The organism is Methylobacterium sp. 22177 (assembly GCF_052045615.1).
In the GTDB taxonomy this organism is placed as follows: Bacteria; Pseudomonadota; Alphaproteobacteria; order Rhizobiales; family Beijerinckiaceae; genus Methylobacterium; species Methylobacterium radiotolerans.
This window is the reverse complement of record NZ_JBQEPK010000015.1, coordinates 70,205-90,972: the sequence shown is the minus strand read 5'-3', so window position 1 is coordinate 90,972 and position 20,768 is coordinate 70,205. Positions and strand designations below refer to the sequence as shown.

At 71.7% G+C, this 20,768-nt stretch carries 20 protein-coding genes; 5 read left to right on the top strand and 15 right to left on the bottom strand.

Features of this window, described 5'->3' with window-relative positions:
• Positions 1-27: 27 nt before the first annotated feature.
• The 15 genes from ACTJK8_RS15770 to ACTJK8_RS15700 all read right to left on the bottom strand — a co-directional run bounded on the left by ACTJK8_RS15770 (position 28) and on the right by ACTJK8_RS15700 (position 15,001).
• Positions 28-1,941 carry a dipeptide ABC transporter ATP-binding protein gene (locus tag ACTJK8_RS15770; RefSeq protein WP_440762157.1) on the bottom strand — a complete coding sequence of 638 codons (1,914 nt, stop codon included), beginning with the start codon at positions 1,939-1,941 and terminating at the stop codon, positions 28-30.
• An 8-nt stretch (positions 1,942-1,949) separates the two neighbouring features.
• Positions 1,950-2,927: an isoaspartyl peptidase/L-asparaginase gene (locus tag ACTJK8_RS15765; protein ID WP_029358591.1), complete on the bottom strand. Its 978-nt coding sequence runs from the start codon at positions 2,925-2,927 to the stop codon at positions 1,950-1,952.
• Positions 2,924-3,862 (bottom strand): MurR/RpiR family transcriptional regulator, encoded by a 939-nt coding sequence (locus ACTJK8_RS15760; protein ID WP_012320190.1) that lies wholly within the window; start codon positions 3,860-3,862, stop codon positions 2,924-2,926. Before ACTJK8_RS15760 ends, ACTJK8_RS15765 begins: the two co-directional genes overlap by 4 nt.
• 282 nt (positions 3,863-4,144) lie before the next feature.
• The gene (locus ACTJK8_RS15755) at positions 4,145-4,837 is read right to left on the bottom strand and encodes a GntR family transcriptional regulator (protein WP_024829429.1); all 693 of its coding nucleotides are present in this window, start codon (positions 4,835-4,837) and stop codon (positions 4,145-4,147) included.
• A gap of 85 nt (positions 4,838-4,922) precedes the next feature.
• On the bottom strand, positions 4,923-5,687 hold the full coding sequence (locus ACTJK8_RS15750; protein WP_440762156.1) for a carboxymuconolactone decarboxylase family protein: 765 nt from the start codon (positions 5,685-5,687) through the stop codon (positions 4,923-4,925).
• A complete protein-coding gene (locus ACTJK8_RS15745; protein ID WP_043074082.1) occupies positions 5,684-6,073 on the bottom strand; it encodes a cupin domain-containing protein in 390 nt (129 codons plus the stop codon). Before ACTJK8_RS15745 ends, ACTJK8_RS15750 begins: the two co-directional genes overlap by 4 nt.
• Positions 6,074-6,094: 21 nt before the next feature.
• Positions 6,095-6,988 carry an NAD(P)-dependent oxidoreductase gene (locus tag ACTJK8_RS15740; protein ID WP_043074083.1) on the bottom strand — a complete coding sequence of 298 codons (894 nt, stop codon included), beginning with the start codon at positions 6,986-6,988 and terminating at the stop codon, positions 6,095-6,097.
• Positions 6,989-7,014: 26 nt separating this feature from the next.
• Positions 7,015-8,391 carry an MFS transporter gene (locus ACTJK8_RS15735; RefSeq protein WP_059408310.1) on the bottom strand — a complete coding sequence of 459 codons (1,377 nt, stop codon included), beginning with the start codon at positions 8,389-8,391 and terminating at the stop codon, positions 7,015-7,017.
• A 92-nt stretch (positions 8,392-8,483) separates the two neighbouring features.
• The gene (locus tag ACTJK8_RS15730; RefSeq protein WP_058606607.1) at positions 8,484-8,885 is read right to left on the bottom strand and encodes a carboxymuconolactone decarboxylase family protein; all 402 of its coding nucleotides are present in this window, start codon (positions 8,883-8,885) and stop codon (positions 8,484-8,486) included.
• A 58-nt stretch (positions 8,886-8,943) separates the two neighbouring features.
• Positions 8,944-10,380 carry an aldehyde dehydrogenase family protein gene (locus ACTJK8_RS15725; protein WP_440762155.1) on the bottom strand — a complete coding sequence of 479 codons (1,437 nt, stop codon included), beginning with the start codon at positions 10,378-10,380 and terminating at the stop codon, positions 8,944-8,946.
• Between the two features lie 4 nt (positions 10,381-10,384).
• A complete protein-coding gene (locus ACTJK8_RS15720; protein WP_440762154.1) occupies positions 10,385-11,257 on the bottom strand; it encodes an NAD(P)-dependent oxidoreductase in 873 nt (290 codons plus the stop codon).
• Positions 11,258-11,312: 55 nt separating this feature from the next.
• The gene (locus ACTJK8_RS15715; protein WP_012320199.1) at positions 11,313-11,639 is read right to left on the bottom strand and encodes an NIPSNAP family protein; all 327 of its coding nucleotides are present in this window, start codon (positions 11,637-11,639) and stop codon (positions 11,313-11,315) included.
• A 12-nt stretch (positions 11,640-11,651) separates the two neighbouring features.
• Positions 11,652-12,461 carry an N-acyl homoserine lactonase family protein gene (locus ACTJK8_RS15710; protein WP_440762153.1) on the bottom strand — a complete coding sequence of 270 codons (810 nt, stop codon included), beginning with the start codon at positions 12,459-12,461 and terminating at the stop codon, positions 11,652-11,654.
• Positions 12,462-12,781: 320 nt separating this feature from the next.
• A complete protein-coding gene (locus ACTJK8_RS15705) occupies positions 12,782-14,017 on the bottom strand; it encodes an MFS transporter (RefSeq protein WP_440762152.1) in 1,236 nt (411 codons plus the stop codon).
• Positions 14,018-14,164: 147 nt separating this feature from the next.
• Positions 14,165-15,001 carry an IclR family transcriptional regulator gene (locus ACTJK8_RS15700; protein ID WP_440762151.1) on the bottom strand — a complete coding sequence of 279 codons (837 nt, stop codon included), beginning with the start codon at positions 14,999-15,001 and terminating at the stop codon, positions 14,165-14,167.
• A 323-nt stretch (positions 15,002-15,324) separates the two neighbouring features.
• On the opposite strand from ACTJK8_RS15700, the gene ACTJK8_RS15695 reads away from it, so the two are divergent.
• From ACTJK8_RS15695 to ACTJK8_RS15675, 5 genes are read left to right on the top strand one after another with little or no spacing between them, the layout of a single operon-like run.
• The gene (locus tag ACTJK8_RS15695) at positions 15,325-16,335 is read left to right on the top strand and encodes an ABC transporter substrate-binding protein (RefSeq protein WP_024829417.1); all 1,011 of its coding nucleotides are present in this window, start codon (positions 15,325-15,327) and stop codon (positions 16,333-16,335) included.
• Between the two features lie 50 nt (positions 16,336-16,385).
• The gene (locus ACTJK8_RS15690; protein WP_053621021.1) at positions 16,386-17,537 is read left to right on the top strand and encodes an acyl-CoA dehydrogenase family protein; all 1,152 of its coding nucleotides are present in this window, start codon (positions 16,386-16,388) and stop codon (positions 17,535-17,537) included.
• A 5-nt stretch (positions 17,538-17,542) separates the two neighbouring features.
• Entirely contained in the window at positions 17,543-18,658 is a 1,116-nt protein-coding gene (locus tag ACTJK8_RS15685; RefSeq protein ID WP_024829416.1) for an acyl-CoA dehydrogenase family protein, read from the top strand.
• A 16-nt stretch (positions 18,659-18,674) separates the two neighbouring features.
• Positions 18,675-19,931 carry a CaiB/BaiF CoA transferase family protein gene (locus tag ACTJK8_RS15680; RefSeq protein ID WP_440762150.1) on the top strand — a complete coding sequence of 419 codons (1,257 nt, stop codon included), beginning with the start codon at positions 18,675-18,677 and terminating at the stop codon, positions 19,929-19,931.
• Entirely contained in the window at positions 19,928-20,731 is an 804-nt protein-coding gene (locus ACTJK8_RS15675) for an enoyl-CoA hydratase/isomerase family protein (RefSeq protein ID WP_440762149.1), read from the top strand. The genes ACTJK8_RS15680 and ACTJK8_RS15675 overlap by 4 nt, the downstream gene beginning before the upstream one ends.
• Positions 20,732-20,768 lie beyond the last annotated feature (37 nt).

Sequence of the window (20,768 nt, the reverse complement as noted above, 5' to 3'; positions counted from 1 at the left end):
CGATCCTGCTGGCGGGGGTAGGCGGTGTCAGGCGGCGAGGCCGCCGACGGTGTGGCGGGCGACGAGATGGCCGGGGCCGATCTCGACGAGGGGCGCGACCTGCGGCTCGTCGCCGAGCGCCCGCACGGGGCTCGGGATCTCGTCGGTCAGGAGCCGGCGGGCGCGCAGGTGCCGGCGGGCCGGGTCGGCGATCGGCACTGCCGCCATCAGCTTGCGGGTGTAGGGGTGCTGCGGGTTCTCGAAGATCGCCCGGCGCGGGCCGATCTCGACGATCTGGCCGAGATACATCACCGCCACCCGGTGGCTGATCCGCTCGACCACCGCCATGTCGTGGCTGATGAACAGGTAGGCGAGGCCGAACTCCCGCTGGAGGTCGAGCATCAGGTTCACGATCTGCGCCTGGATGGAGACGTCGAGGGCCGAGACCGCCTCGTCGGCGACGATGACCTTCGGGTTCAGGGCGAGGGCCCGGGCGATGGCGATGCGCTGCCGCTGCCCGCCCGAGAACTCGTGCGGGTAGCGCTGCGCCTGGTCGGGCGTCAGCCCGACGCGCTCGAGCAGCCACGCCACCCGCGCCTCCGCCTCCCGGCGCGTCGCGATCCCGTGGACCAGCAGCGGCTCCATGATCGAGAAGCCCACGGTCAGGCGGGGATCGAGGGACGCGTACGGGTCCTGGAAGATGAACTGGATGTTGCGCCGCAGGCCGCGGAGCTGCCCGGGGGGCAGGTCGCGGACGTTGCCGCCGTCGAACTCGATCAGGCCGCTCTCGCTCTCCACGAGGCGCAGGAGCGAGCGGCCCGTCGTGGACTTGCCGCAACCGGATTCGCCGACGAGGGCCAGGGTCTCGCCGGGATGGAGATCGAAGCTGACCCGCTCCACCGCGTGGACGCGGCGGCGCACGCGGTTGAGCAGGCCGCCGCGGATGTCGAACCGGGTGACGAGGTCGCGCACACGCAGGATCGGACCGGCGCCGGCGCGGACTGTGTCGTGGGGCGCGTCGACCGCGGCGGCCGCCCCCTGCCCTGCCGTCTGTTCCCGGGCCCCGGCCCGCAGCAGGTCGAACTTCCGCGGCAGGTCGCTGCCCGCCATCGCGCCGAGCCGGGGCACGGCCGCGAGCAGCGCCCGGGTGTAGGCATGGCGCGGCGCGGCGAAGAGCGCGGGCGCCGCCCCCTCCTCGACCTTGTCGCCGCGGTACATGACCAGCACGCGGTCGGCGATCTCGGCCACGACCCCCATGTCGTGGGTGATGAAGACGACGCCCATCTTCATCTCGGCCTGGAGGCTGCGGATCAGTTCGAGGATCTGGGCCTGGATCGTGACGTCGAGGGCCGTGGTCGGCTCGTCGGCGATGAGCAGCTGCGGCTTGCAGGACAGGGCCATGGCGATCATCACGCGCTGGCGCATGCCGCCGGAGAGCTGGTGCGGGTAGCGCGTGAGGACATTGCGCGCCTCGGGGATGCGCACGAGGTCGAGCATCCGCAGGGCCTCGGCCCGGGCGGCGGAGGCGCTCTTTCCCTGATGGACGCGGATCGATTCCGCGATCTGGTCACCGGCGGTGAAGACCGGGTTCAGGGAGGTCATCGGCTCCTGGAAGATCATCGCGATATCGGCGCCGCGGATCGCCCGCATCTTGGCGTTCGGGGCGGCGGCGAGGTCGAGGACCTCGCCCGAGCCGCGCCGGAACAGCATCTGCCCGGCCGCGATCCGGCCGCCGCCGTGCTCCACGAGGCGCATCAGGCTCAGCGAGGTCACGGACTTGCCCGACCCGGACTCGCCGACGATCGCCAGGGTCTCGCCGGCATCGACGTGGAACGACAGGTCGCGGACCGCCTCCACGACCCGCTCGGAGGTCGCGAAGCGGACGGTGAGGCCGCTGACGGAGACGACCCGCCCGTCGGGCATCGCGGTGGGAGAGCCGGTTCCGGCTGCGATGGTCGGCATGGCGGATCTCAGCGCGCGGGAGCCGGGACGCGGCGGGATTCGCCGAAGATCGCGGTGGTTGGCACCTCGCCGGGGCGGACGACACCGCGATACATGCCCTCGGTGTTGAACGGCATCGCGACCCGGCCGCGCGCGTCGACGGCGATCAATCCGCCGCGGCCCCCGACCGCCGGGAGAGCGTCCTCGACCACCGCCCGAGCCGCCGCCGCGAGGTCCTGGCCCCCGTAGGCCATGCGCGCGCAGACATCGTGCGCCGCCGCGACGCGGATGAAGGCTTCCCCCGTGCCGGTGCAGGAGATTGCGGCGGTCCGGTCGTCCGCGTAGGTGCCCGCGCCGATCAGCGGTGAGTCGCCGATCCGGCCGGGACGCTTGTTGGTCATGCCGCCGGTCGAGGTCAGGGCGGCGAGATGGCCGTCCCGGTCGAGGGCGACGGCACCGACCGTGCCGAACTTGCGGGTCTCGTCGAGGGGGCCCGACGCCGCGTCGTGGTCGAGGGCCACCTGCCCGGCGGCCCGGGCCCGGCGGAGCTGGTCGCGGCGGGCTTCCGTCGAGAAGAAGTTCGGCGCCACCATCTCCAGGCCGTGCTGCTCCGCGAAGGCCTCGGCGCCGGCCCCCGCCATCAGGACGTGCTCGCCCGCCTCCATCACCGCGCGGGCCGCGCGGCCGGGCCGGCGGACCCGCGCGACGCCCGCGACGGCGCCGGCCCGCAGGGTGGCACCGTCCATGATCGCGGCGTCGAGCTCGTGGGTCTCGGCGCTGGTGAAGACGGCGCCGTGGCCGGCGTTGAACAGCGGGCACTCCTCGAGGAGGTCGACGGCGACGCTCACGGCGTCGAGGGCGTTGCCGCCGTCGGCGAGGCAGGCCGCTCCGGCCGCCAGGATGTCCGCGAGGGCCGCGTGATAGCGCGCCTCGCCCGGATCATCCTGACCCTGCGCGATCGTCCCGGCGCCGCCGTGGATCACGAGAACGGGGCGGTGGTCGCTCATGGAACGGTTCCCGGAGGCGGGGTGTCGGACAGGTCGTCGGCTCCGCCCTGCGGCGGCCAAGCGGCGTAGTCGCGGTCGAGCCAGGGCAGCACCGCTTCCGTCACCCGCGTCGCGGCCGGGACGAGATCCACGGTCGCGTGGGCGAAGGCGCTCGCGAGGGCCTCGACGAGGGCCGTCAGGCTGGCATCCGAGGCCGCGAAGTAGTGGCAGTCCGTCTGGGCGTAGAGCGCGAGGGTGGCGGTCGCCACGAGGGGCGAGTGCGGGCCGTCGGTCAGCGCCAGCACCGCGGCGCCGTGCTTCCGGGCGATCTCGGCCAGCCGCACCGTGTCGGCGAAGTAGCGCGGCGTGGCGAGGGCGATGACGAGGTCGTCGGCCGTCAGCCGGCGCAGGGTCCGCGCGGCGAAGCCCGGCCCCTCCAGCGTCGCCAGCAGGTGCACGTCCTCGCGGTTCACGTCGAGGTTGCGCGCGAGGATGCCGGCCGGCCAGCTGCTGCTGCCCAGGCCCACGACGTAGACCCGTCGGGCCTGCCGGATCGCCTCGACCGCGCGGCCGCACGTTTCGCCGTCGAGCCCCCGCCGCGTCGCCTCGATGTTGCGGACGATGTCGGCCAGGGCCCCGTCGAGGATCCCGGACACGGTCGTGGGCTGCTCCCGGCCGCCGCGCAGCTTCTCGACCGGGGCGAGCGCCTTCTCGTAGCCCAGGACGAGGGCCGCGCGGAACTTCGCGTAGCCCGCGTAGCCGACGGCGCGGGCGAACCGGTTGGCGGTCGCGACGGAGACGCCGACGAGATCCGCCAGCTCGTTGACCGGGAGCGTCGCGGCGCGGAGCGGGTGATCAAGCACGAAGCGGGCAACCTGCCGATGGGCGGCGCTGAGGGACGGGTACGCCTGCGCGATGCGCTGGGCGACAGATGCTTCCCCAGGTTGCAGTGCCACGGCGCCAGGCTCGATCGAAAATTCTCAACTGAGCCGAGATTGAGAAACTTTTAGATCATTTGCAAGCCGAGACCTGCCGCTTCTGGTGGCATCCCCTGCACAAATCATCGCGTTCCATGCGTCGCCGGGAGGCGCCTTGGCGGCGAACGCGCGCTGCGGCGCGCCCCGCCGCCCCTCCCCGGCCTGGCGGCATGGCTGGTCGGCCATCGCCGGCGACCGGCACCGGATCGTGTCAGCGGGTCGGCCGAAGGACGGGCGGGCTCGCGGGCGAGGGGTTTCGGCTCAGCTCACCGCGTCGAGCGGCGTCTGCGCGGTCCGAGACGCGAGCTGCTTCAGGGCGACCGCGCACGCGTTGGTGACGTGGAGGCGGGCCAGCTGCTCCGCCTGCGCGGCGTCCCGCTTCTGGAAAGCGGCCACGAGGGCGTCGATCTCGGCGAGGCTGTGCGGCAGCCGCTCCGGATGCATCAGGGATGTCGCCCGCAGCAGGTTTATCCGGGAGTAGAACCCGCGGAGGATCTCGCGGACGAGATCGTTGCCGCAATGGCTGAGCATGACGTCGTACAGGATGCCCTTGGCGCGCAGGACGCGGTCCGTGTCGCCGCTGCCGGCGGCCTCGCGCAGATCCGCCGCGGCTCGCCCGAACTGCAGGATGGCGGCATCCGCGGCCTGCGTGGCGAATTCGTGAGCCGCGTAGCCCTCGAGGACGGCGCGCAGTGCGTAGAGCTGACGCGCCTCCTCCACCGAGATCGAGGCCACGACCGGGCCGCGATGCGGAACCGTGTGGACGAGCTTCTCGGCCTCGAGCCTGCGCAGGGCCTCGCGCACGGAGGCGCGGCTGACGCCGAGCCCTTCGCACAATTCGCGCTCGATCAGCCGCTCGCCGGGGGCGTAGACGCCCGAGGTGATCGCCTCGCGGACGGCGTCCTCGACCTTGCGACGGAGCGTGTCCGGCTGGATGGCGCTGATCTTGTTCATCGCTGGGTGTTCGGGGATCGCGGCTGGGCCGCACGGGTGACATGGCGCGGCCTCGGGTGGCAAGGCATGCCCCGCAGCGCGCCCGTCAGCCCCGGCCCCGAGCGGCCAGCTCGTCCCGCAGGATCGGCGCGGCCAGTTCCGCGCCGTGCATGCCGATCAGACTGACGATCTCGAGAACCTCCATGAGTTCTTCCTTGGTCGCCCCGTAGCCGAGGGCGTTCTTCATGTGCATCTTCAGGCCCGGCACGTAGAGATGGGTCGCCGCCGCGTCGAAGGCGCAGTAGACGAACTCCTTCATCTTCGGCGTGAGCACGCCGTGGCGCCAGGGCCAGGCCGAGAAGTCGAGGTAGCCCTCGAACAGGTCGGGATCGAGTTCGAGAAGACCGTCCCAGAAGCTGTGCCAGTAGCCCCGGTCGCGGGTGAAGTCGGATCTCAGCTGCTCCTGGCGCGGTGTCAGCGGCGCGGGGCCGCTCCGCTGGCCGGCCTCTTCCAGCACCTCCAGCAGCAGCGGCACGCCGATGTTACAGGCGTGGATACCGAGCGTCGCGGTGAGCGCGAGCACCTCCGTGATCTCGTCGGCCGTCGCGCCCGCGTCGAGGGCGTTGCGGATCTGGCGGCGGGTTCCGGGCGCGTAGAGGTGGGTCGCGGCCGTCGCGGCCGAGAGCGCGATCAGGGCGCGGTCCTTGGCGCCGAGATGGTTCTTGCGCACCGGGACCGTCGCCAGCCGCGCCCAGGCGTCGAGGAAGCCCGGGGCCAGCTCGGCCAGAGCCGCCTGCTCGGGATCCCAGTAGCCGAGCTCGCCCTGCACGGTGTGCCGGAGGCTCTCCGGGTTCGGGGCGGTTCCGGTCATGCCGTGGCTCCGGCGTAATCGGCCTCGACCACCTCGTCCTGCCAGTCGGTCTTGCCGAGCGAGATCGCCGTGTGGATCAGGTAGCTGTCGGCGGCCGCGCCGTGCCAGTGCCGCTCGTCCGCGGGGATCCAGACGGTGTCGCCCGCCCGGATCGGCTGCGCCTGCTGGCCCGCGACGCAGATCCAGCCCTTGCCGGCGGTGACCTGCAGGATCTGACCCTGCGCGTGCGCGTGCCAGAAGGTCCGCGCGCCGGGCGTGAAGAAGACGTTGTTGATCATCACGCCGCCCGTCGACGGCATGACCGGATCGGCCCAGACCTGCCCGGTGAAGGTCGGCCCGCGGCTCTCGGATCTCGCGCTGTTCTCGCGACCGTGGAAGATCTGCATCGTATCCTCTCAGTTCTCGTGTCAGTTCTCGTGGAGCCGGACGCCGCCGGAGACGTCGCCGATGGCGTCGACGACGCGGTTGGAGATGACGTCGCCGTAGCCGAGCGCCGTGGCGAGGCCGAAGCTCGCCATCGGGCCGGACGCGTTGAGGGAGGCGACGCCGAGCTCGTGCAGGAGATCGGTGTAGAGCACGACGTCCTTGGTCATCAGCTTGCCGGTCAGGCCGCCTTCCAGGTAGTCGCCGTCGACGATCTTCGGGAAGCGGTTCAGCGTCGCGAAGTTGACGCCGCTGGAGGCGTTCAGCACCTCCAGGAGCCGGTGCAGGTCGAGCCCGGCCTTCCGGCCCGCCACCATGACCTCCGCGGTGGCGGCGAGGCTGACCGCGTTCAGGAAGTTGTTGAGCAGCTTGGTCGTGTGGCCGGCGCCGGAGCCGCCCATCACGACGACCTTTCGGGCGATCGGCGCGAAGACCCAGCCCAGCCGGTCGATCACGGCCGGATCGCCGCCGACCATCAGGGTCAGCGTCCCTTTCTCGGCGGCCGCGGCGCCGCCGGAGATGCCCGCGTCGACGTAGGCGACGCCGCGCTCGGCCAGCGCCGCGGCGATGCGGCGCGTCGAGCTGGCCGAGGCCGTGCTGAGGTCGACGACGATCTGCCCGTGCCGGCAGCCCGCGAGGACGCCGCCCTTGCCGAGCACGACGCGCTCGACCACCTTGCTGTCGGGCAGGGACATCAGGACCACGTCCGCCGCCTCGACGACCGCGGCGATCGAGGCCGCTTCCGTCGCGCCCCAGCGCGCCGCGGCCTCCGGGTCGGTGTCGAAGCCGACGACGTCGATCTCCGCCCCGGTCAGGCGGCGCGTCATGCGGCCGCCCATGTTGCCGAGCCCGATGAAGCCGATCCGGTTCCCGTTCATGCTGCAACCTCCGCGCGGCGTCCGTCTCAGTGCCCGGTGCCGAAATCGACGTCCCTGGTCTCCGGCCCGATGAGCGCGCCCACGGTGCCGATCAGCCCGCCGACGATCAGCAGGGCCACGGGCGTCAGCGCGAGCGGCATCAGCGCGCTCAGCCAGTCCATGTAGAAGGCGTAGAAGGACGGGATCACCACCGAGAGGCTGAATCCGATGCCGAAGCCGGTGGCGCGGACATCCGTGGCGAAGCGCTCGTTGATGTAGGTGACGATGACGCCCCAGGGCGACGTCACGATGACCGCCAGGAGGCTGACCAGCAGCACGCGGGTGCCGAAGGCCATCCCGGGCGTGACGGTCAGCGTGTAGAGGATGTACGCGCCGACGGTCGCGATCAGCGGGCCGACGACCAGGAAGAAGCGCCGGCGGCCGATCATCTGCCCCAGCAGTCCGGAGCCGATGTAGCTGAAGAACAGGATCGTGTAGCAGATCATCAGCGTCGCGGTCAGCGCGAAGCCGTCGAGGTGCAGGGTCTTCACCAGCAGACCGGTCGGCATGTAGATCGTGATGATGTTCTGCGTCGTCCAGAAGCCGGTCATCAGAAGCAGGACCTGCAGGAGATCGCGCCCGCCCTTCCCGGAAAGCAGACCCGCCATGGGTGATGTCTCGGCCTGGACCGCGCCGCCGGCCGCCTCCTTCTTCCAGACCTCCGATTCCGAGACCTTGTGGACGTAGTAGAGGGCGAGCAGGCCGGCGAGCGCCGCGCCGACGATGAAGGGGATGCGCCAGCCCCAGACCGTGTAGGGCGATCCCGGCCCGTCCAGCGGGAACAGGTAGAACATCAGCATCGTGATGAGGTTGATGCTGACATAGGCGGCCGGGAAGCCCGCGATGATCAGGCCGCCGACGAAGCCGCGCTTGTCCTTCTTCGAGTACTCGATGGCGAGCGGCATCGCCCCGGTGTAGCCGCCGCCGAGGAAGATCCCGTCGAGGAAGCGCAGCAGGACCAGCAGGATGTACGAGGCGAGGCCGAGCGTCTCGTAGCCGGGCAGCAGGCCGATCAGCAGCGTGATCACGCCGAAGCCCGCCACCGAGTAGATCGAGGCGGCCCGGCGCCCGACCTTGTCGGCGATCAGGCCGAAGATGAGCGCGCCGATCGGGCGGCCGAGCAGCGTGGTGATGAACACCAGCGACGCCAGCACCGTCTCCATCTGGGGTGACAGGTTCTTCGGCTGGAACATGAACATCACCGGCGCCAGCGCGACCACCGGCAGGTAGATGTCGAACATGTCGATGTATTCGGAGAAGAACGCGCCGCGGATGGCGCTTCGTCGCTTCTCCTCGATCGACTGGGACGAGGCCGGGCGCGCGCCCGCTGCGTCCGTTGCCAAGGCCGCCGACGTGACCGACATGGCGTCTCCCTCCCTGTTGTACTGCCGCGCAACTTTTTTGACTGCGTCGGAGCGTGGGCGCGGGCGCCGAGCCCGCGCGGTCGTCCGCGGGATCAGCGCCCGCCGTCGTGCTCCGCGTCCCACGCGGCGATCGCCGCGGAGGCGGTCCGGAAGGCGGACAGGGCCGCCGGCGCGCCGCAATAGACCAGCGCCTGCATCAGCACGGCCTGGATCTCGTCCTTGGTCACGCCGTTGTTGAGAGCGCCTTTGACGTGGACGCCGAGCTCGTGATGCTGGTTCATCGCGGTCAGCATCGCGATGTTGAGCATGCTGCGGGTCTTGAACGGCAGCGTCTCGTCGCCCCAGACCGCGCCCCAGCAATACTCGGTCACGAGCCGCTGGACCGGACGGTTGAACGCGTCGGCGTTGGCCCAGGACTTCTCGACATGGGCGGCGCCCAGGACGGCCTTGCGGTTCTCGAAGCCCTTGCCGAACAGCTCGCTCTCGTCGGACATCTGGTTCTCCTGGTCGGGGCCGACGCGCGAAGACGCCGGCCGCATCGCGCGGGACGGATCAGTCGAGGCCGAAGCCGATCATCGCCTTCGTCTCGAGGTATTCCTGGAGACCGGCCTCGCCCCATTCCCGGCCGTTGCCGGACTGGCGGTAGCCGCCGAACGGCGCGTGGACGTCCGGGGGCGGGTAGTTGATGTGGACCTGGCCGCCGACGAGCCGCCGCGCCACGGCGCGCGCCCGGTCGCGGTCCCGCCCCTGCACGTAGGCGGCGAGCCCGTAGCGCGACCCGTTGGCGATCGCGACGGCCTCGTCCTCGCTGTCGTAGGCGAGGATCGACAGGACCGGGCCGAAGATCTCCTCCTGCGCGATGGTCATGTCGGGGGTCACGTCGGCGAAGACCGTCGGACGGACGTAGAAGCCGCGGTCCAGGTGGTCCGGCCGCTCCGGGCCGCCGGCGACGAGCCGCGCGCCCTCCGCGATGCCGGTGCGGATCAGCCCGACGACGCGCTCGTACTGGGTGCGGTTGACCACCGGGCCGAGATCCGTCTCGGGATCCGCAGTCGGGCCGAGCCGGAAGCCGGAGGCCGCCTCGGCCGCGATGGCGGCCGCCTCGTCCATCCGCGCCCGGGGCACGAGCATCCGCGTCGGGATGGAGCAGGACTGGCCGGAATTGGTGCAGCAGGCCGCGACGCCGCGCCGGACCGCCTGATCGAAGTCGACGTCCTCGAGCAGGATGTTGGCGGATTTGCCGCCGAGCTCCTGCGCGACGCGCTTGATGGTCGGGGCCGCCGCCCGGGCGATCTCGATCCCGGCGCGGGTCGACCCGGTGAACGAGACCATGTCGATCCCCGGATGCGCGGCGATCGCCGCGCCGACGCCGGGGCCGTCGCCGTTCACGAGGTTGAACACGCCCGGCGGGACGCCCGCGTCGTGAAGGACCTGCGCGAACAGCATCGCGCTGACGGCCGAGTACTCGCTGGGCTTCAGCACCATCGTGCAGCCGGCCGCGAGCGCCGGGGCGATCTTCACGACGATCTGGTTGATCGGCCAGTTCCAGGGGGTGATCAGGCCGCAGACGCCGATCGGCTCGCGCCGGATCCGGGTGGTGCCGCGGTCCTCCTCGAAGGCGAAGCGTTCCATCACCTCGATGAGCGCGTTGAGGTGCGCCGGTCCCCGCGCCGCCTGCCCCTTGCGGGCGAAGCCGATGGGCGAGCCCATCTCCTGCCGGATCGTCTCGGCGAAGGTCTCGAACCGCTCCTCGAAGAGCGCGAGGATCCGGCGCAGGAGCGCGACGCGCGCGTTGGGCGCCGTCTCCGAGAAGGCCGGGAAGGCGGCGCGGGCCGCGCGGACGGCCCGGTCGACATCCTCGGCATTGCCGAGCGCGAGGGTGCCGAACGCGGTCTCGGTGGCGGGATCGATCAGCGGGAACGGCCGGGCCGCGACCGGCTCGACCCAGGCGCCGTCGATGTAGAAGCGGCTCAGGTCCGGGAGCGCCATCGTCTCAGGCTCCCTTGGCCAGCAGGTGGTACATCTCGGTGTGGTCGGCCGCGGGCCCGACCTCCCCGGCGATCGCGTGCCAGGTCTCGATGCAGTGCCGGCCGAAGTCGAGCGGGTAGTCGACCGACTCGGCCAGGGCCCCGGCGATGCCGAGATCCTTGTCCATCAGCTTCAGTGAGAAGCCCGAGGCGAAGCTGCCGCTGAGCATGAACTGCTTGACCTTGTTCTCGGAGGTGTTGCTGCGCCCGGACGAGGCGTTGAGCACGTCGGTCATGGCCTCCGGCGCGATGCCGAAGCGCTGCGCCACGTGGAGCGCCTCGACGGTAGCGAGCAGACCCGCGGCGGAGACGAAGTTGTTCAGCGCCTTGGCGGCGTGGCCCGATCCCGCCGGGCCGATATGCAGGACGGAGGTGCCCATCGCCTCCAGCACCGGCCGCCAGCGGGCGAGGAGGTCCTCCGTGCCGCCGACGAGGATCGCGAGCGTGCCGTTGACCGCCCGCTTCACGCCGCCCGAGACCGGCGCGTCCAGGTAGCCGAGCCCTTTCCCGGCGAGCGTCTCGCCGAGCGCGCGGGATCGCACCGGCTCCGACGAGCTCATGTCGATCACGGTGGCACCGGCCGGAAGCGCGTCGGCCCAGCCGTCATCGAGTAGCACCGCCTCGACGATGGCGGAGTTCGGCAGCATCGTGATCAGGAGATCGAGCCCGGCGGCGTTCTCCCGCGTCAGCGTCGTCGCGCCGAGGTCCCGGGCGAGCGCGTCGGTCCGGCCCGCGTCCGCGTCGAGCAGGCGGAGCACGTGCCCCGCCTTGGCGAGGCACCGGCTCATGGGGTCGCCCATCATGCCGAGACCGATGACGCCGATGGTTCTCTGTTCCATGCCGTGAATGTCCCTCTGGGCGACAGCCGGAGCGGCCCGACGCCGCGTGTCCCCGTCAGCGCAGGGCGGAGAAGTCCGTGGGGGTGAGGAAGGTGTTCTCGATCCGGGCGACGATCGGCCGGTCCTTCTCAGTCTCGGCGCGGGCGGCGATCCAGTCCGGATCGGCCTGGAAGGCGTTCCAGCGCGCCTCGCGCTGGGCCATGTCGTCCCACTTGAGCAGGTAGGTGAGCGCGTGGTTGTCGGGACCGACGAGCGTGGTCCAGAAGCCGATCTGCTCGATGCCGTATTTCTGGAAGAAGCCGAGCGTCGTGGAGCGGAACCGCTCCAGCAGGGCCGGCAGACGTGTCGGGGCGCAGTAGTAGACACGCATCTCGACGATCATGGAATCCTCCGGTCAATAGGTCGGTGAAGCGGTCGGGGGCAGATCGACGCGCGCGATCCAGCCGGCGACATCCTCGGCCGCCGGCGGGTAGATCGCGAGAACCTGCGGATCGTGGCCCGGGACGATGTGATCCTCGGACTCGGCCAGGCGCCGGACGGTCCGGTAGCCCTCGAACATGTCGCCAACGTTGTAGACGATCGGATAGGCGAGCCGGCGGCCGATATTGGCGAAGAAGTGCGCGGCGTCGGAGGCCAGAACGACCCAGCCGCGCGCCGTCCGGACCCGGACGATCTGCAGGCCATCCGAGTGCCCGCCGACCCGGTGGAGGGTGATCCCCGGATACAGCGTGTCGGTCGTCTCGCGGAAGCGGACGCGGTCCTCGAACAGCCGGTCCACCATCGCCTTCACGTCCTCGGCGGCGAAGGGGTGGCGGACCTCCGGGTGGCACATACAGCGGCCGGTGCAGAAGGCCATCTCGCGCTCCTGGACATGGAAGCGGGCCTTCGGGAACAGGTCGTGGTTGCCGGCATGGTCGTAGTGCAGGTGGGTCAGGACGACGTCCTCGATCTGAAGCGGGTCGACCCCGATCCGCGCCAGCCCCTCCTCGACCGGTCGGACGATGTCGCGGCCCCGCTTCGTCGCCATCGCCCGGTCGAAGCCCGTGTCGACGACGATCGTTCGGCCAGCGCCCGCGACGACCCACACGAAGTAGTCGATCGGCATTGGCCCATCGTGGATGTCCCCGCCGATGAAGTTCTCGCGGGCCATACGGTGATGATGCGCGTACTTGATCGCGTAGATCTTGTAGATCTCTGCGTCCATGCGGGCGTTTCCTTCAGGCGGCCGGTTGAACCGGCTCTTCCTCGCGGGTGCATCTCATCCGCGACTCGAATTGAGCATATCGTCCGACAATCTGTCAATCAGGCGATACCGATTTTGACAGCCCCAGTCGATCGCCCCGCTCAGCGATGCCAGGCGCCATCAGATCGTTCGCGTGGGGTGGAACCGGCTAGCTCGACGGGGATGGCGGCTGTCAGCACCCCGCGGGCACGCCCGGACGCGGCATCAGGAACCGCGACGGACGGCCCGGGCGAGCTGCCGCGGAATGCTGCCTCGCTTCCGTGACCGGCCCGCGGAGCCGATCACGCCTGCTCGTTCGGGCGGCGCATCGCGAAGCCGAAGACCCAGAGGGACAGGCCGAGATTGATCGCCGCCACGGCCAGCATGACGTCCAGCAGCGGCATGAGGCCGAACCGTTCGGCGATGTAGCCGCAGGCTAGCGGGGTGACCGCCTGACCGAGGAGCGGCAGGCGGGCGAGCCGGCCCATCGCCGCCGCGTATTCGCGCTGCCCGTAGAGCGCCAGCGGCAGCGTGCCCCGGACGACGGTGCGCATGCCGTTGCCGGCGCCGTAGAGCAGCATCGCGAGCCACGCCAGCGACGGCCAAGTCGCCAGCAGCAGGAGGCCCAGCCCCACGCTGGCGCTCGACAGGAGCAGGGACCAGGCCGGATGGGCGCGGCGGCCGAAGGCGAGTTCGACGACGCGCACGCCGACCTGGGCGGGACCGATCAGGCCGGTCAGGGCCACGGCGGCGGTGCCGCCGACGCCCAGGGTCTGGAGCAGGTTGAGCAATTGCACCGAGGCGGCGGTCATGATCATCGCCGCCATCGTGAAGGTCACCGCGAGGAGGCGCTCGGCCGGCAGGCGCGCGGCTTCGGCCGACCCCGCCGGCCCGGCAGGTCGCGGCGGCGCCGGTCCTACAGCAGCCCGGCTCCGCGCCGGAAGCGCCCAGGCGAAGAGCGGGGCCACGAGGGCGACGGACAGGATCGCGTAGGTGAGGCAGGCCCCGCGCCAGCCGACATGATCGACCAGAAACCGCGTCGCCGGCCAACAGAGCGAGACCGCCAAGCCCGACGAGATCGCGATCTGCGTCATCGCCCCGCGCGCGGCGGGGCCGTAGGCCTGGCCGATCGCGGCGAAGAGCGGGTCGTAGAGCGCCGCCGACATGCCGAGACCGGCCACCACCCAGGCGAGCAGGAAGACCGGCAGGGTCTGGGCGACCGCCATCAGCACGAGGCCGGCCGCGATGATCGTGGCGCCGGCGACCAGGACCGGCCGCCCGCCGTGGCGCCGGATCAGGCGGCCGACGAAGGGAGCCGGCAGACCCGACACGAAGATCGCCAGCGACAGCGCGCCCACCACCATGGCCTGCGGCCAGCCGGTCTCGGCGACGACCGGGTCCGAGACGACCGCGGTGAGGAAGAAGGTGCCGCCCCACAGGACGATCTGCGTCACGCCGAGGGCGGTGTTGCCGGCGAGGGTCGGCCGCGGCGGCACCTCGGGCGGCTCGGAACTGCGCGCGGATGGAACGCCGGGCACGATGATGATGTCTCCGCTGGGTCGCGTTCGAGGCTGCAGGGCCTCGCGCTTCACTAGCGCGCCGCCGGGCGCTCCAGCCCCGCAATCCTTGACCTGCAGCCGTGCGCGCGCTTCGGAGGTCGCGGCGATTGCGACAACAATTGGGACTCAGGACCTCAAGGGATCCTCGGGCAGGAACCGCGCGACCGCGTCGTGGATCGCCGCGGCGAATTCCGCTTCCCGACGCTCGAATTCATCGATCAGGCCGGACACCGCGACCGCCAGCGGGCGGCCCCTGCTGTCGATGCGCTTGGGCAGCGGGACCGCGATCGAGCCGGCGCCCGGCGTGACGAGGCCGCGGGAGAAGAAATGCCCGTCCCGCCGCAGTCGGGCCAGATTGGCCAGGACGGCCGCGAGCGCGATCGGCTGCTGCCCGGCCGGCGCCTCGGCGTTCGTGCGGCGGACCAGCGGACCGATCTCGGCCTCCGGGCTGTCGGCAAGGAGCGCGGTGCCGGTCGCCGACCAGACGACGAGGCGGCGCGTCCCGGGCGGGACGTGGAAGCGCATGGCGGTGCGCGCCTGCAGGACGTGGACGTATTGCGAGAAGATCGCGTTGCGCGCGGCGAGGATCACCGTGCCGCCCGTGCGCTCCGACAGGTGCTCGAGCATGCGCACGAGGCTGCCGTCGCGCACCGGCCCCTTGTCGAGCCACGCGCCGAGGAGCGCCACACGAGGCGACGGCAGGAAGCTGCGGCTCGCCGGGTCGTAGTCGAGGTACCCGAGCCGGACGAGGCTCTTCAGGAGCACCGACGTCGACGATTGCGGGACCTTCAGCCGCTCGGCGATCTCGGAGACACGGGCCTCGCGCTGGATCTCGTCGAACATCTCCAGGATCTGGAGCACCCGTCCGGCGGACTTCACCAGGGCCAGATCCGAGCCGGCGGGATCGGCCCCGACCGTCAGGTCCGTGCACGCGGCGCCCCGCTCGCCGATGCGCTCACCCATGCCGGGACCCGCGGAACGGGGTCCCCGGAAGCCGCATGGCGCAAGACGGCCCTGCGCGTCCCTGCCCGAAGCCGTGGTGATCGCGGCGCATCGCCGGCGCGTCCCCGTTGCTGCGACGCGACCCCGGATCGTCGTCGATCGGCAGTATAGCGCCGGCACGATCGGTGGCCACCATCACGGATGTGATATTCTTCAGCAGATGGGCGATGGCGGTTGAAGCCGGGTCCGCGCTCTGCCCTATTCGTCCGCGGTGTCGCGTCGGTCTGACCGACCGGCACCGGGAGACCGCGCGGCAAGCGCGGCCCTGTCCGGGAGGAATGCCGATGTCGATCCGCCACGCGGCCGTCGCCGCGCGCCTCCTCGTCGCCGCGCTGACGCTTCCGGCCCTCGCCGGGGCGGCGCGGGCCGAGACGGCCTCCGTCCGCATCGGCCTGCAATACGGCCTCGTCTACCTGCCGGTGATGATCGCGCAGAGCGAGGGGCTGTTCGACAAGCGCGCCAAGGAAGCCGGGCTCGAAGGGCTGACCGTGACGCTGACCCGCTTCAGCGGCTCGACGGCGATGAACGACGCGCTGCTCTCCGACAGCGTCGAGCTCGGCACCCTCGGCTCGGCTGGCGCCCTGATCGCCTGGGACAAGACGCGCGGGAGCCAGCAGATCAAGAGCCTCACCGCCCTGAGCTCGGTCGTCTACACGCTGTTCACAGGCAAGCCCGGCGTCGCCGCGCTGAAGGACTTCACCTTCGGCGACAAGATCGCGGTCCCGGCCTTCAACTCGCCCCAGGCGATCCTGCTGCGGGTCGCGGCGGCCCAGCAGCTCGGCGCCGCGGCCAAGGCCGACGCGCTGATGGTGAGCCTGCCCCATCCGGACGCCACCGCGGCGATGCGCGCCGGACAGGGCATCGCCGGCTACTTCGCGACGCCGCCGTTCACGCAGGTCCTGCAGGCGGACCCCAAGATCCGCGCGATCATGACCTCGACCGGCCTGATCGGCAGCGGCGACATCACCGCCGCCACCCTGAACGCCAAGCAGGGCTTCGTCGACGCGAACCCGAAGGTCGCGCAGGCGATCCGCGCCGGGATGGAGGACGCGGTGGCGCTGATCCGGAGCGACCCCAAGCGCGCGGCGACGATCTACCTCGCCTCCGAGCAGGTGCAGATCGACCGCGCGCAGGTCGAGACGATCCTGACCGACGGCTCCATCGTCTACGACGTGGCGCCGAAGGGGATGGTGAACCTGGCCAAGGCGATGGCGACGCAGGGCTTCCTGCGGAAGGTGCCGGGCGACTGGCAGGAGATCTTCTTCCCCGGCCTCCAGGGCCGCGACGGGAGCTGAGCGACGCGGATCCGGCGCCGCCCACACATCCCATCGCTCACGGAACCCGGATGCACAGCTTCCGCTTCAGCGCCGAGCCGCTCCCGCCCGAGGTCGAGGCCGCGCGCGCGTCCGTCCGCGCCTTCCTCGACGCGGAACGGGCGGCCGGGCATTTCGTGCCGCACCGGACCTCGTGGACGACCTTCGACGCCGCCTTCAGCCGGCGCGCGGGGGCGGCGGGCCTCATCGGGCTGACCTTGCCGGAGGCCTATGGCGGCCACGGCCGCTCCGGCCTCGTCCGCTTCGTCATCACCGAGGAGATGCTGGCGGCGGGCGCACCCTGCGGCGCGCACTGGATCGCCGACCGCCAGTCGGGCCCGCAGATCCTGCGGCACGGCACCGAGGCGGCCAAGCGGGCGATCCTGCCGCGCATCTGCCGGGGCGAGTGCGCCTTCGGCATCGGCATGAGCGAGCCGAATTCCGGCTCGGACCTCGCCGCCGTGCGGACCCGCGCGGTGCGCGACGGCGACGATTGGGTCATCAACGGCTCCAAGATCTGGACGACGAACGCCCATCAGGTCGACTATCTGCTGGCCCTCGTTCGGACGGGCGATCCCGGGCCGGACCGGCACGGCGGGCTGACCCAGTTCATCGTCGACATGGCCGCCCCCGGGGTGACGGTGCGCCCGATCCTCGACCTGTCGGGCCATCACGAGTTCAACGAGGTGTTCTTCACCGACTACCGCGTTCCCAACGCGATGCGGGTCGGTGCGGAGGGCGATGGCTGGAACCTCGTCACGGAGGAGCTCGCCTTCGAGCGCTCGGGACCCGACCGGTTCCTGTCGGATTACCGCCTGCTCGTCGAACTCGTCGACCGGATCGGGCCGGAACCGGACCGTTTCCAGGCGGTCGAGACCGGGCGGATGGTGGCGCAGCTCACCGCGCTGCTGGGCATGTCGGCCTCGGTGGCCCGCCTCCTCGACCAGGGCATCGTGCCGGGCGTCGAGGCGGCCCTGGTCAAGGACGTCGGCAACGGCTTCGAGCGCGCGGTGCCGGAGATCGCCCGGCGGCTCGTGCCGGTCGAGCCGAGCCTGACGGCGCAGGGCGACGCCTTCCGCGAGGCGCTCGGCGGCGTGACCCTGCGGGCGCCGTCCTTCACCCTGCGCGGCGGGACCCGCGAGGTCCTGCGCGGCGTCATCGCCCGGGGGCTGGGGCTGCGATGAGCCGGATGGACCACGCGGCGGAGGCCGGCGACGATGTCGACGGGATCGTCCTCGATCAGGTCGAGCGGTTGCTCGCCCAGCACCTCACGCCGGCGCTGCTGGCGGCGTGCGACGGGGCCGCGGACGCGACAGCTTGGCCGGCGGATCTCTGGACGGCGTGCGCCGAGAACGGCCTGCCGCTGGCGCTGGTGCCCGAGACGGAGGGCGGGATCGGCCTCGCCGCGACGACCGCCGCCCGGCTGATCCGGCGCTGCGGCGGGGCCGCCCTGCCCCTGCCGCTGCCGGAGACCGTCGGCGGCGCGGCGCTCTGGGGCGCGGCGGGCGGGGACGCGAACGCGGACGCCCTGTCGCTTGTCCCGGGCGGCCCCGTGCGGATCGCACCCCACACGGACGGCTTCGTCTTGGACGGCCGGGTCGCGCAGGTGCCCTGGGGCGGTTCGGTCGCGTCCCTGCTCCTCGACGCCGTCGACGCGGCGGGCGAGCCGCACCTCGTGCGGATCGCCGCGCCCGGCACGATCCGCGACACGCACCACAACCTCGCCGGCGAGCCGCGCGACACGCTCGACCTGACCGGCCGCACCGTCTCCACCGACGAAGTCCGGGCCGCGCCGGGCTGGGCCACCGGAGCGGGTGTGCTGGCCGTCGAGGCGGTCGGTGCCTGGGTCCGGGCGCAGCAGATGGTGGGTGCCCTGGAGAGCTGTCTCGGCTCCGCCCTCGATCATGCGCAGGAGCGGCAGCAATTCGGCCGGCCGCTCGCCAAGTTCCAGGCGATCCAGCACATGCTGGCCGAGGCCGCGGGCCACGTCGCGGCGGCGAGTGCGGCCGCCGACCTCGCGGCCGCCTGCTGGGGCGACCCGCGTTTCGTCCTCGCCACCGCCATCGCGAAGGCGCGCTGCGGCGAGGCGGCGGGCCACGTCGCGGCGATCGGCCATCAGATCCACGGGGCCATGGGCTTCACTCAGGAGCACCCGCTCCACCGCGCGACGCGGCGGCTGTGGTCCTGGCGCGACGAGTTCGGATCCGACGCCCTCTGGCAGGAGCGGATCGGGCGCGCGGTCTGCGCGTGCGGCGGCGCGGCCCTCTGGCCGATGCTGGTCCGGCTCCGGGGCGGTGCCGGCTGAGATGGGAGACCTTTGCGTGCCGGATCACTCCGCCGAGACTCACTCTGCCGAGACGAACAAGGCCGGGCCGCTCGCGGACGTGCGGGTCGTCGATCTGACCAGCGTGATCATGGGCCCCTCGGCGACGCATATCCTCGCCGATCTCGGCGCCGACGTGATCAAGATCGAGACGCCGGAGGGCGATTCCTTCCGGCACTATCGGCCCGCCCGGAGCGCCGGGATGGGCGGCAACTTCCTGCACCTCAACCGCAACAAGCGCAGCGTGCGCCTCGACCTGAAGCGGGCCGCGGCGCGGGCCGCCCTGGACCGGCTGATCGCCACGGCAGACGTCTTCGTCCACTCGATGCGGCCGGACGCGATCCTGCGCCTGGGCTACGGCTACGAGCGCGTGCGCGCGCTCAAGCCCGACATCGTCTTCTGCGGCGCCTACGGGTTCGGGGCCGACGGCCCCTACGCCCACAAGGCGGCCTACGACGACCTGATTCAGGCGGGCTCGGGCCTCGCGGCGCTCCAGACGGCCGCCACCGGCCGGCCCGGCTACCTGCCCACCGTGCTGTGCGACAAGATCGCCGGCCAAGCCATCGCCTGCGCGATCCTCGCCGCCCTCTACGAGCGCCGGGCCGGCGGTGGCGGGCAGGCGGTCGAGGTGCCGATGTTCGAGACCATGGTGGAGTTCAACTTCGTCGAGCACATGGTCGGCTACGCCTTCGAGCCGCCGCTGGGGCCGCCGGGCTTCAACCGGGTGCTGAGCCCGAAGCGCAAGCCCTACCGCACCCGGGACGGCTACGCCTGCATCCTGCCCTACTCGGACCGGAACTGGCGCGACTTCTTCATCCATACCGGCCGGCTCGAATTCGTCGACGATCCGCGCTTCGCGCCGCTCGCCGTGCGGGTGGAGAACATCGAGATCCTCTACGCGCTGGTGGAGGAGGAGGCGCCGCGCAGGACCACCGGCGAGTGGGTCGCGTTCTGCGACTCGGTGAGCATCCCGTGCATGCCGGTCCTCGGGCTGGAGGACCTGCCGGAGGACGAACATCTGAGGGCGGTGGGCTTCTTCGGCACCGCCGAGCACCCGAGCGAGGGGGCCTACCGGACCATGCGCCGGCCGGTCTCGTTCAGCGGCAGCCGGTTCGCGATCCGCCGCCACGCCCCGCGGCACGGCGAGCACACCGCCGAGGTCCTGGCCGAGGCCGGGCTCGACCCGGCCGAGATCGCGGCCCTGATCGACGCGCCGGGCGAAACCCACCCCGCGCCCCTGGAGGCCGCCCGATGAGTGCCGAGACTGGGACCCGAGACGCGGGCGAGGACCTGCTGTTCTCCGTCGCCGAGGGGGTGGCGACCATCACGCTGAACCGGCCCGAGCGGAAGAACGCCTTCACCTTCCCGATGATCGAGGCCTGGACGGCGGCCCTGCAGCGCTGCCGCACCGACGCGGCGATCCGCGTCGTGGTCGTGACCGGCGCGGGCTCGGCCTTCTGCAGCGGCGGCGACATCGTCGAGATGGGCGAGCGCCTCGACCAGCCGCCGGCCCGGCGCAAGGAGGAGCTCCACGGGCGGATCCAGCGCATCCCGCTGACGCTGGAGGATCTCGACAAGCCGGTGATCGCCGCCCTGAACGGCGTGGCCACCGGCGCGGGCCTCGACCTCGCCCTGATGTGCGATCTGCGCTTCGCCGCGCGGAGCGCGCGCTTCGCCGAGACCTACGTGCGGGTCGGCCTCGTCCCGGGCGCGGGCGGCGCCCATTTCCTGCCCCGCCTCGTCGGGACCGCGAAGGCGCTGGAGCTGTTCTTCACCGGCGATTTCGTCGATGCCGACGAGGCCCTGCGGATCGGCCTCGTCAACGGCGTCCACGCCGACCCCGACCTGATGCCGGCCGTCGCGGCGCTGGCGCGGAAGATCGCCCAGGCGCCGCCGATGACCCTGAGCCTGATCAAGCGCGCGGTCTATCAGGGCATGCGCAACGACCTGCGCACCAACCTCGACCTTATCTCCTCGCACTACGCCGTCGTCACCGCGACCCCCGAGCATCGGGAGGCGGTGCAGGCCTTTATCGGCCAGCGCGACAGGGGCTGAACCACCGGCGCGAACAACATCTCCCCCCGGGCATCAC

Coding starts and splice junctions, on each gene's coding strand:
- ACTJK8_RS15770 (WP_440762157.1), bottom strand. CDS start 1,941: ATGCCGACCATCGCAGCCGGAACCGGCTCTCCCACCGCGATGCCCGAC.
- ACTJK8_RS15765 (WP_029358591.1), bottom strand. CDS start 2,927: ATGAGCGACCACCGCCCCGTTCTCGTGATCCACGGCGGCGCCGGGACG.
- ACTJK8_RS15755 (WP_024829429.1), bottom strand. CDS start 4,837: ATGAACAAGATCAGCGCCATCCAGCCGGACACGCTCCGTCGCAAGGTC.
- ACTJK8_RS15750 (WP_440762156.1), bottom strand. CDS start 5,687: ATGACCGGAACCGCCCCGAACCCGGAGAGCCTCCGGCACACCGTGCAG.
- ACTJK8_RS15745 (WP_043074082.1), bottom strand. CDS start 6,073: ATGCAGATCTTCCACGGTCGCGAGAACAGCGCGAGATCCGAGAGCCGC.
- ACTJK8_RS15740 (WP_043074083.1), bottom strand. CDS start 6,988: ATGAACGGGAACCGGATCGGCTTCATCGGGCTCGGCAACATGGGCGGC.
- ACTJK8_RS15735 (WP_059408310.1), bottom strand. CDS start 8,391: ATGTCGGTCACGTCGGCGGCCTTGGCAACGGACGCAGCGGGCGCGCGC.
- ACTJK8_RS15730 (WP_058606607.1), bottom strand. CDS start 8,885: ATGTCCGACGAGAGCGAGCTGTTCGGCAAGGGCTTCGAGAACCGCAAG.
- ACTJK8_RS15725 (WP_440762155.1), bottom strand. CDS start 10,380: ATGGCGCTCCCGGACCTGAGCCGCTTCTACATCGACGGCGCCTGGGTC.
- ACTJK8_RS15720 (WP_440762154.1), bottom strand. CDS start 11,257: ATGGAACAGAGAACCATCGGCGTCATCGGTCTCGGCATGATGGGCGAC.
- ACTJK8_RS15715 (WP_012320199.1), bottom strand. CDS start 11,639: ATGATCGTCGAGATGCGTGTCTACTACTGCGCCCCGACACGTCTGCCG.
- ACTJK8_RS15710 (WP_440762153.1), bottom strand. CDS start 12,461: ATGGACGCAGAGATCTACAAGATCTACGCGATCAAGTACGCGCATCAT.
- ACTJK8_RS15700 (WP_440762151.1), bottom strand. CDS start 15,001: ATGGGTGAGCGCATCGGCGAGCGGGGCGCCGCGTGCACGGACCTGACG.
- ACTJK8_RS15695 (WP_024829417.1), top strand. CDS start 15,325: ATGTCGATCCGCCACGCGGCCGTCGCCGCGCGCCTCCTCGTCGCCGCG.
- ACTJK8_RS15690 (WP_053621021.1), top strand. CDS start 16,386: ATGCACAGCTTCCGCTTCAGCGCCGAGCCGCTCCCGCCCGAGGTCGAG.
- ACTJK8_RS15685 (WP_024829416.1), top strand. CDS start 17,543: ATGGACCACGCGGCGGAGGCCGGCGACGATGTCGACGGGATCGTCCTC.
- ACTJK8_RS15675 (WP_440762149.1), top strand. CDS start 19,928: ATGAGTGCCGAGACTGGGACCCGAGACGCGGGCGAGGACCTGCTGTTC.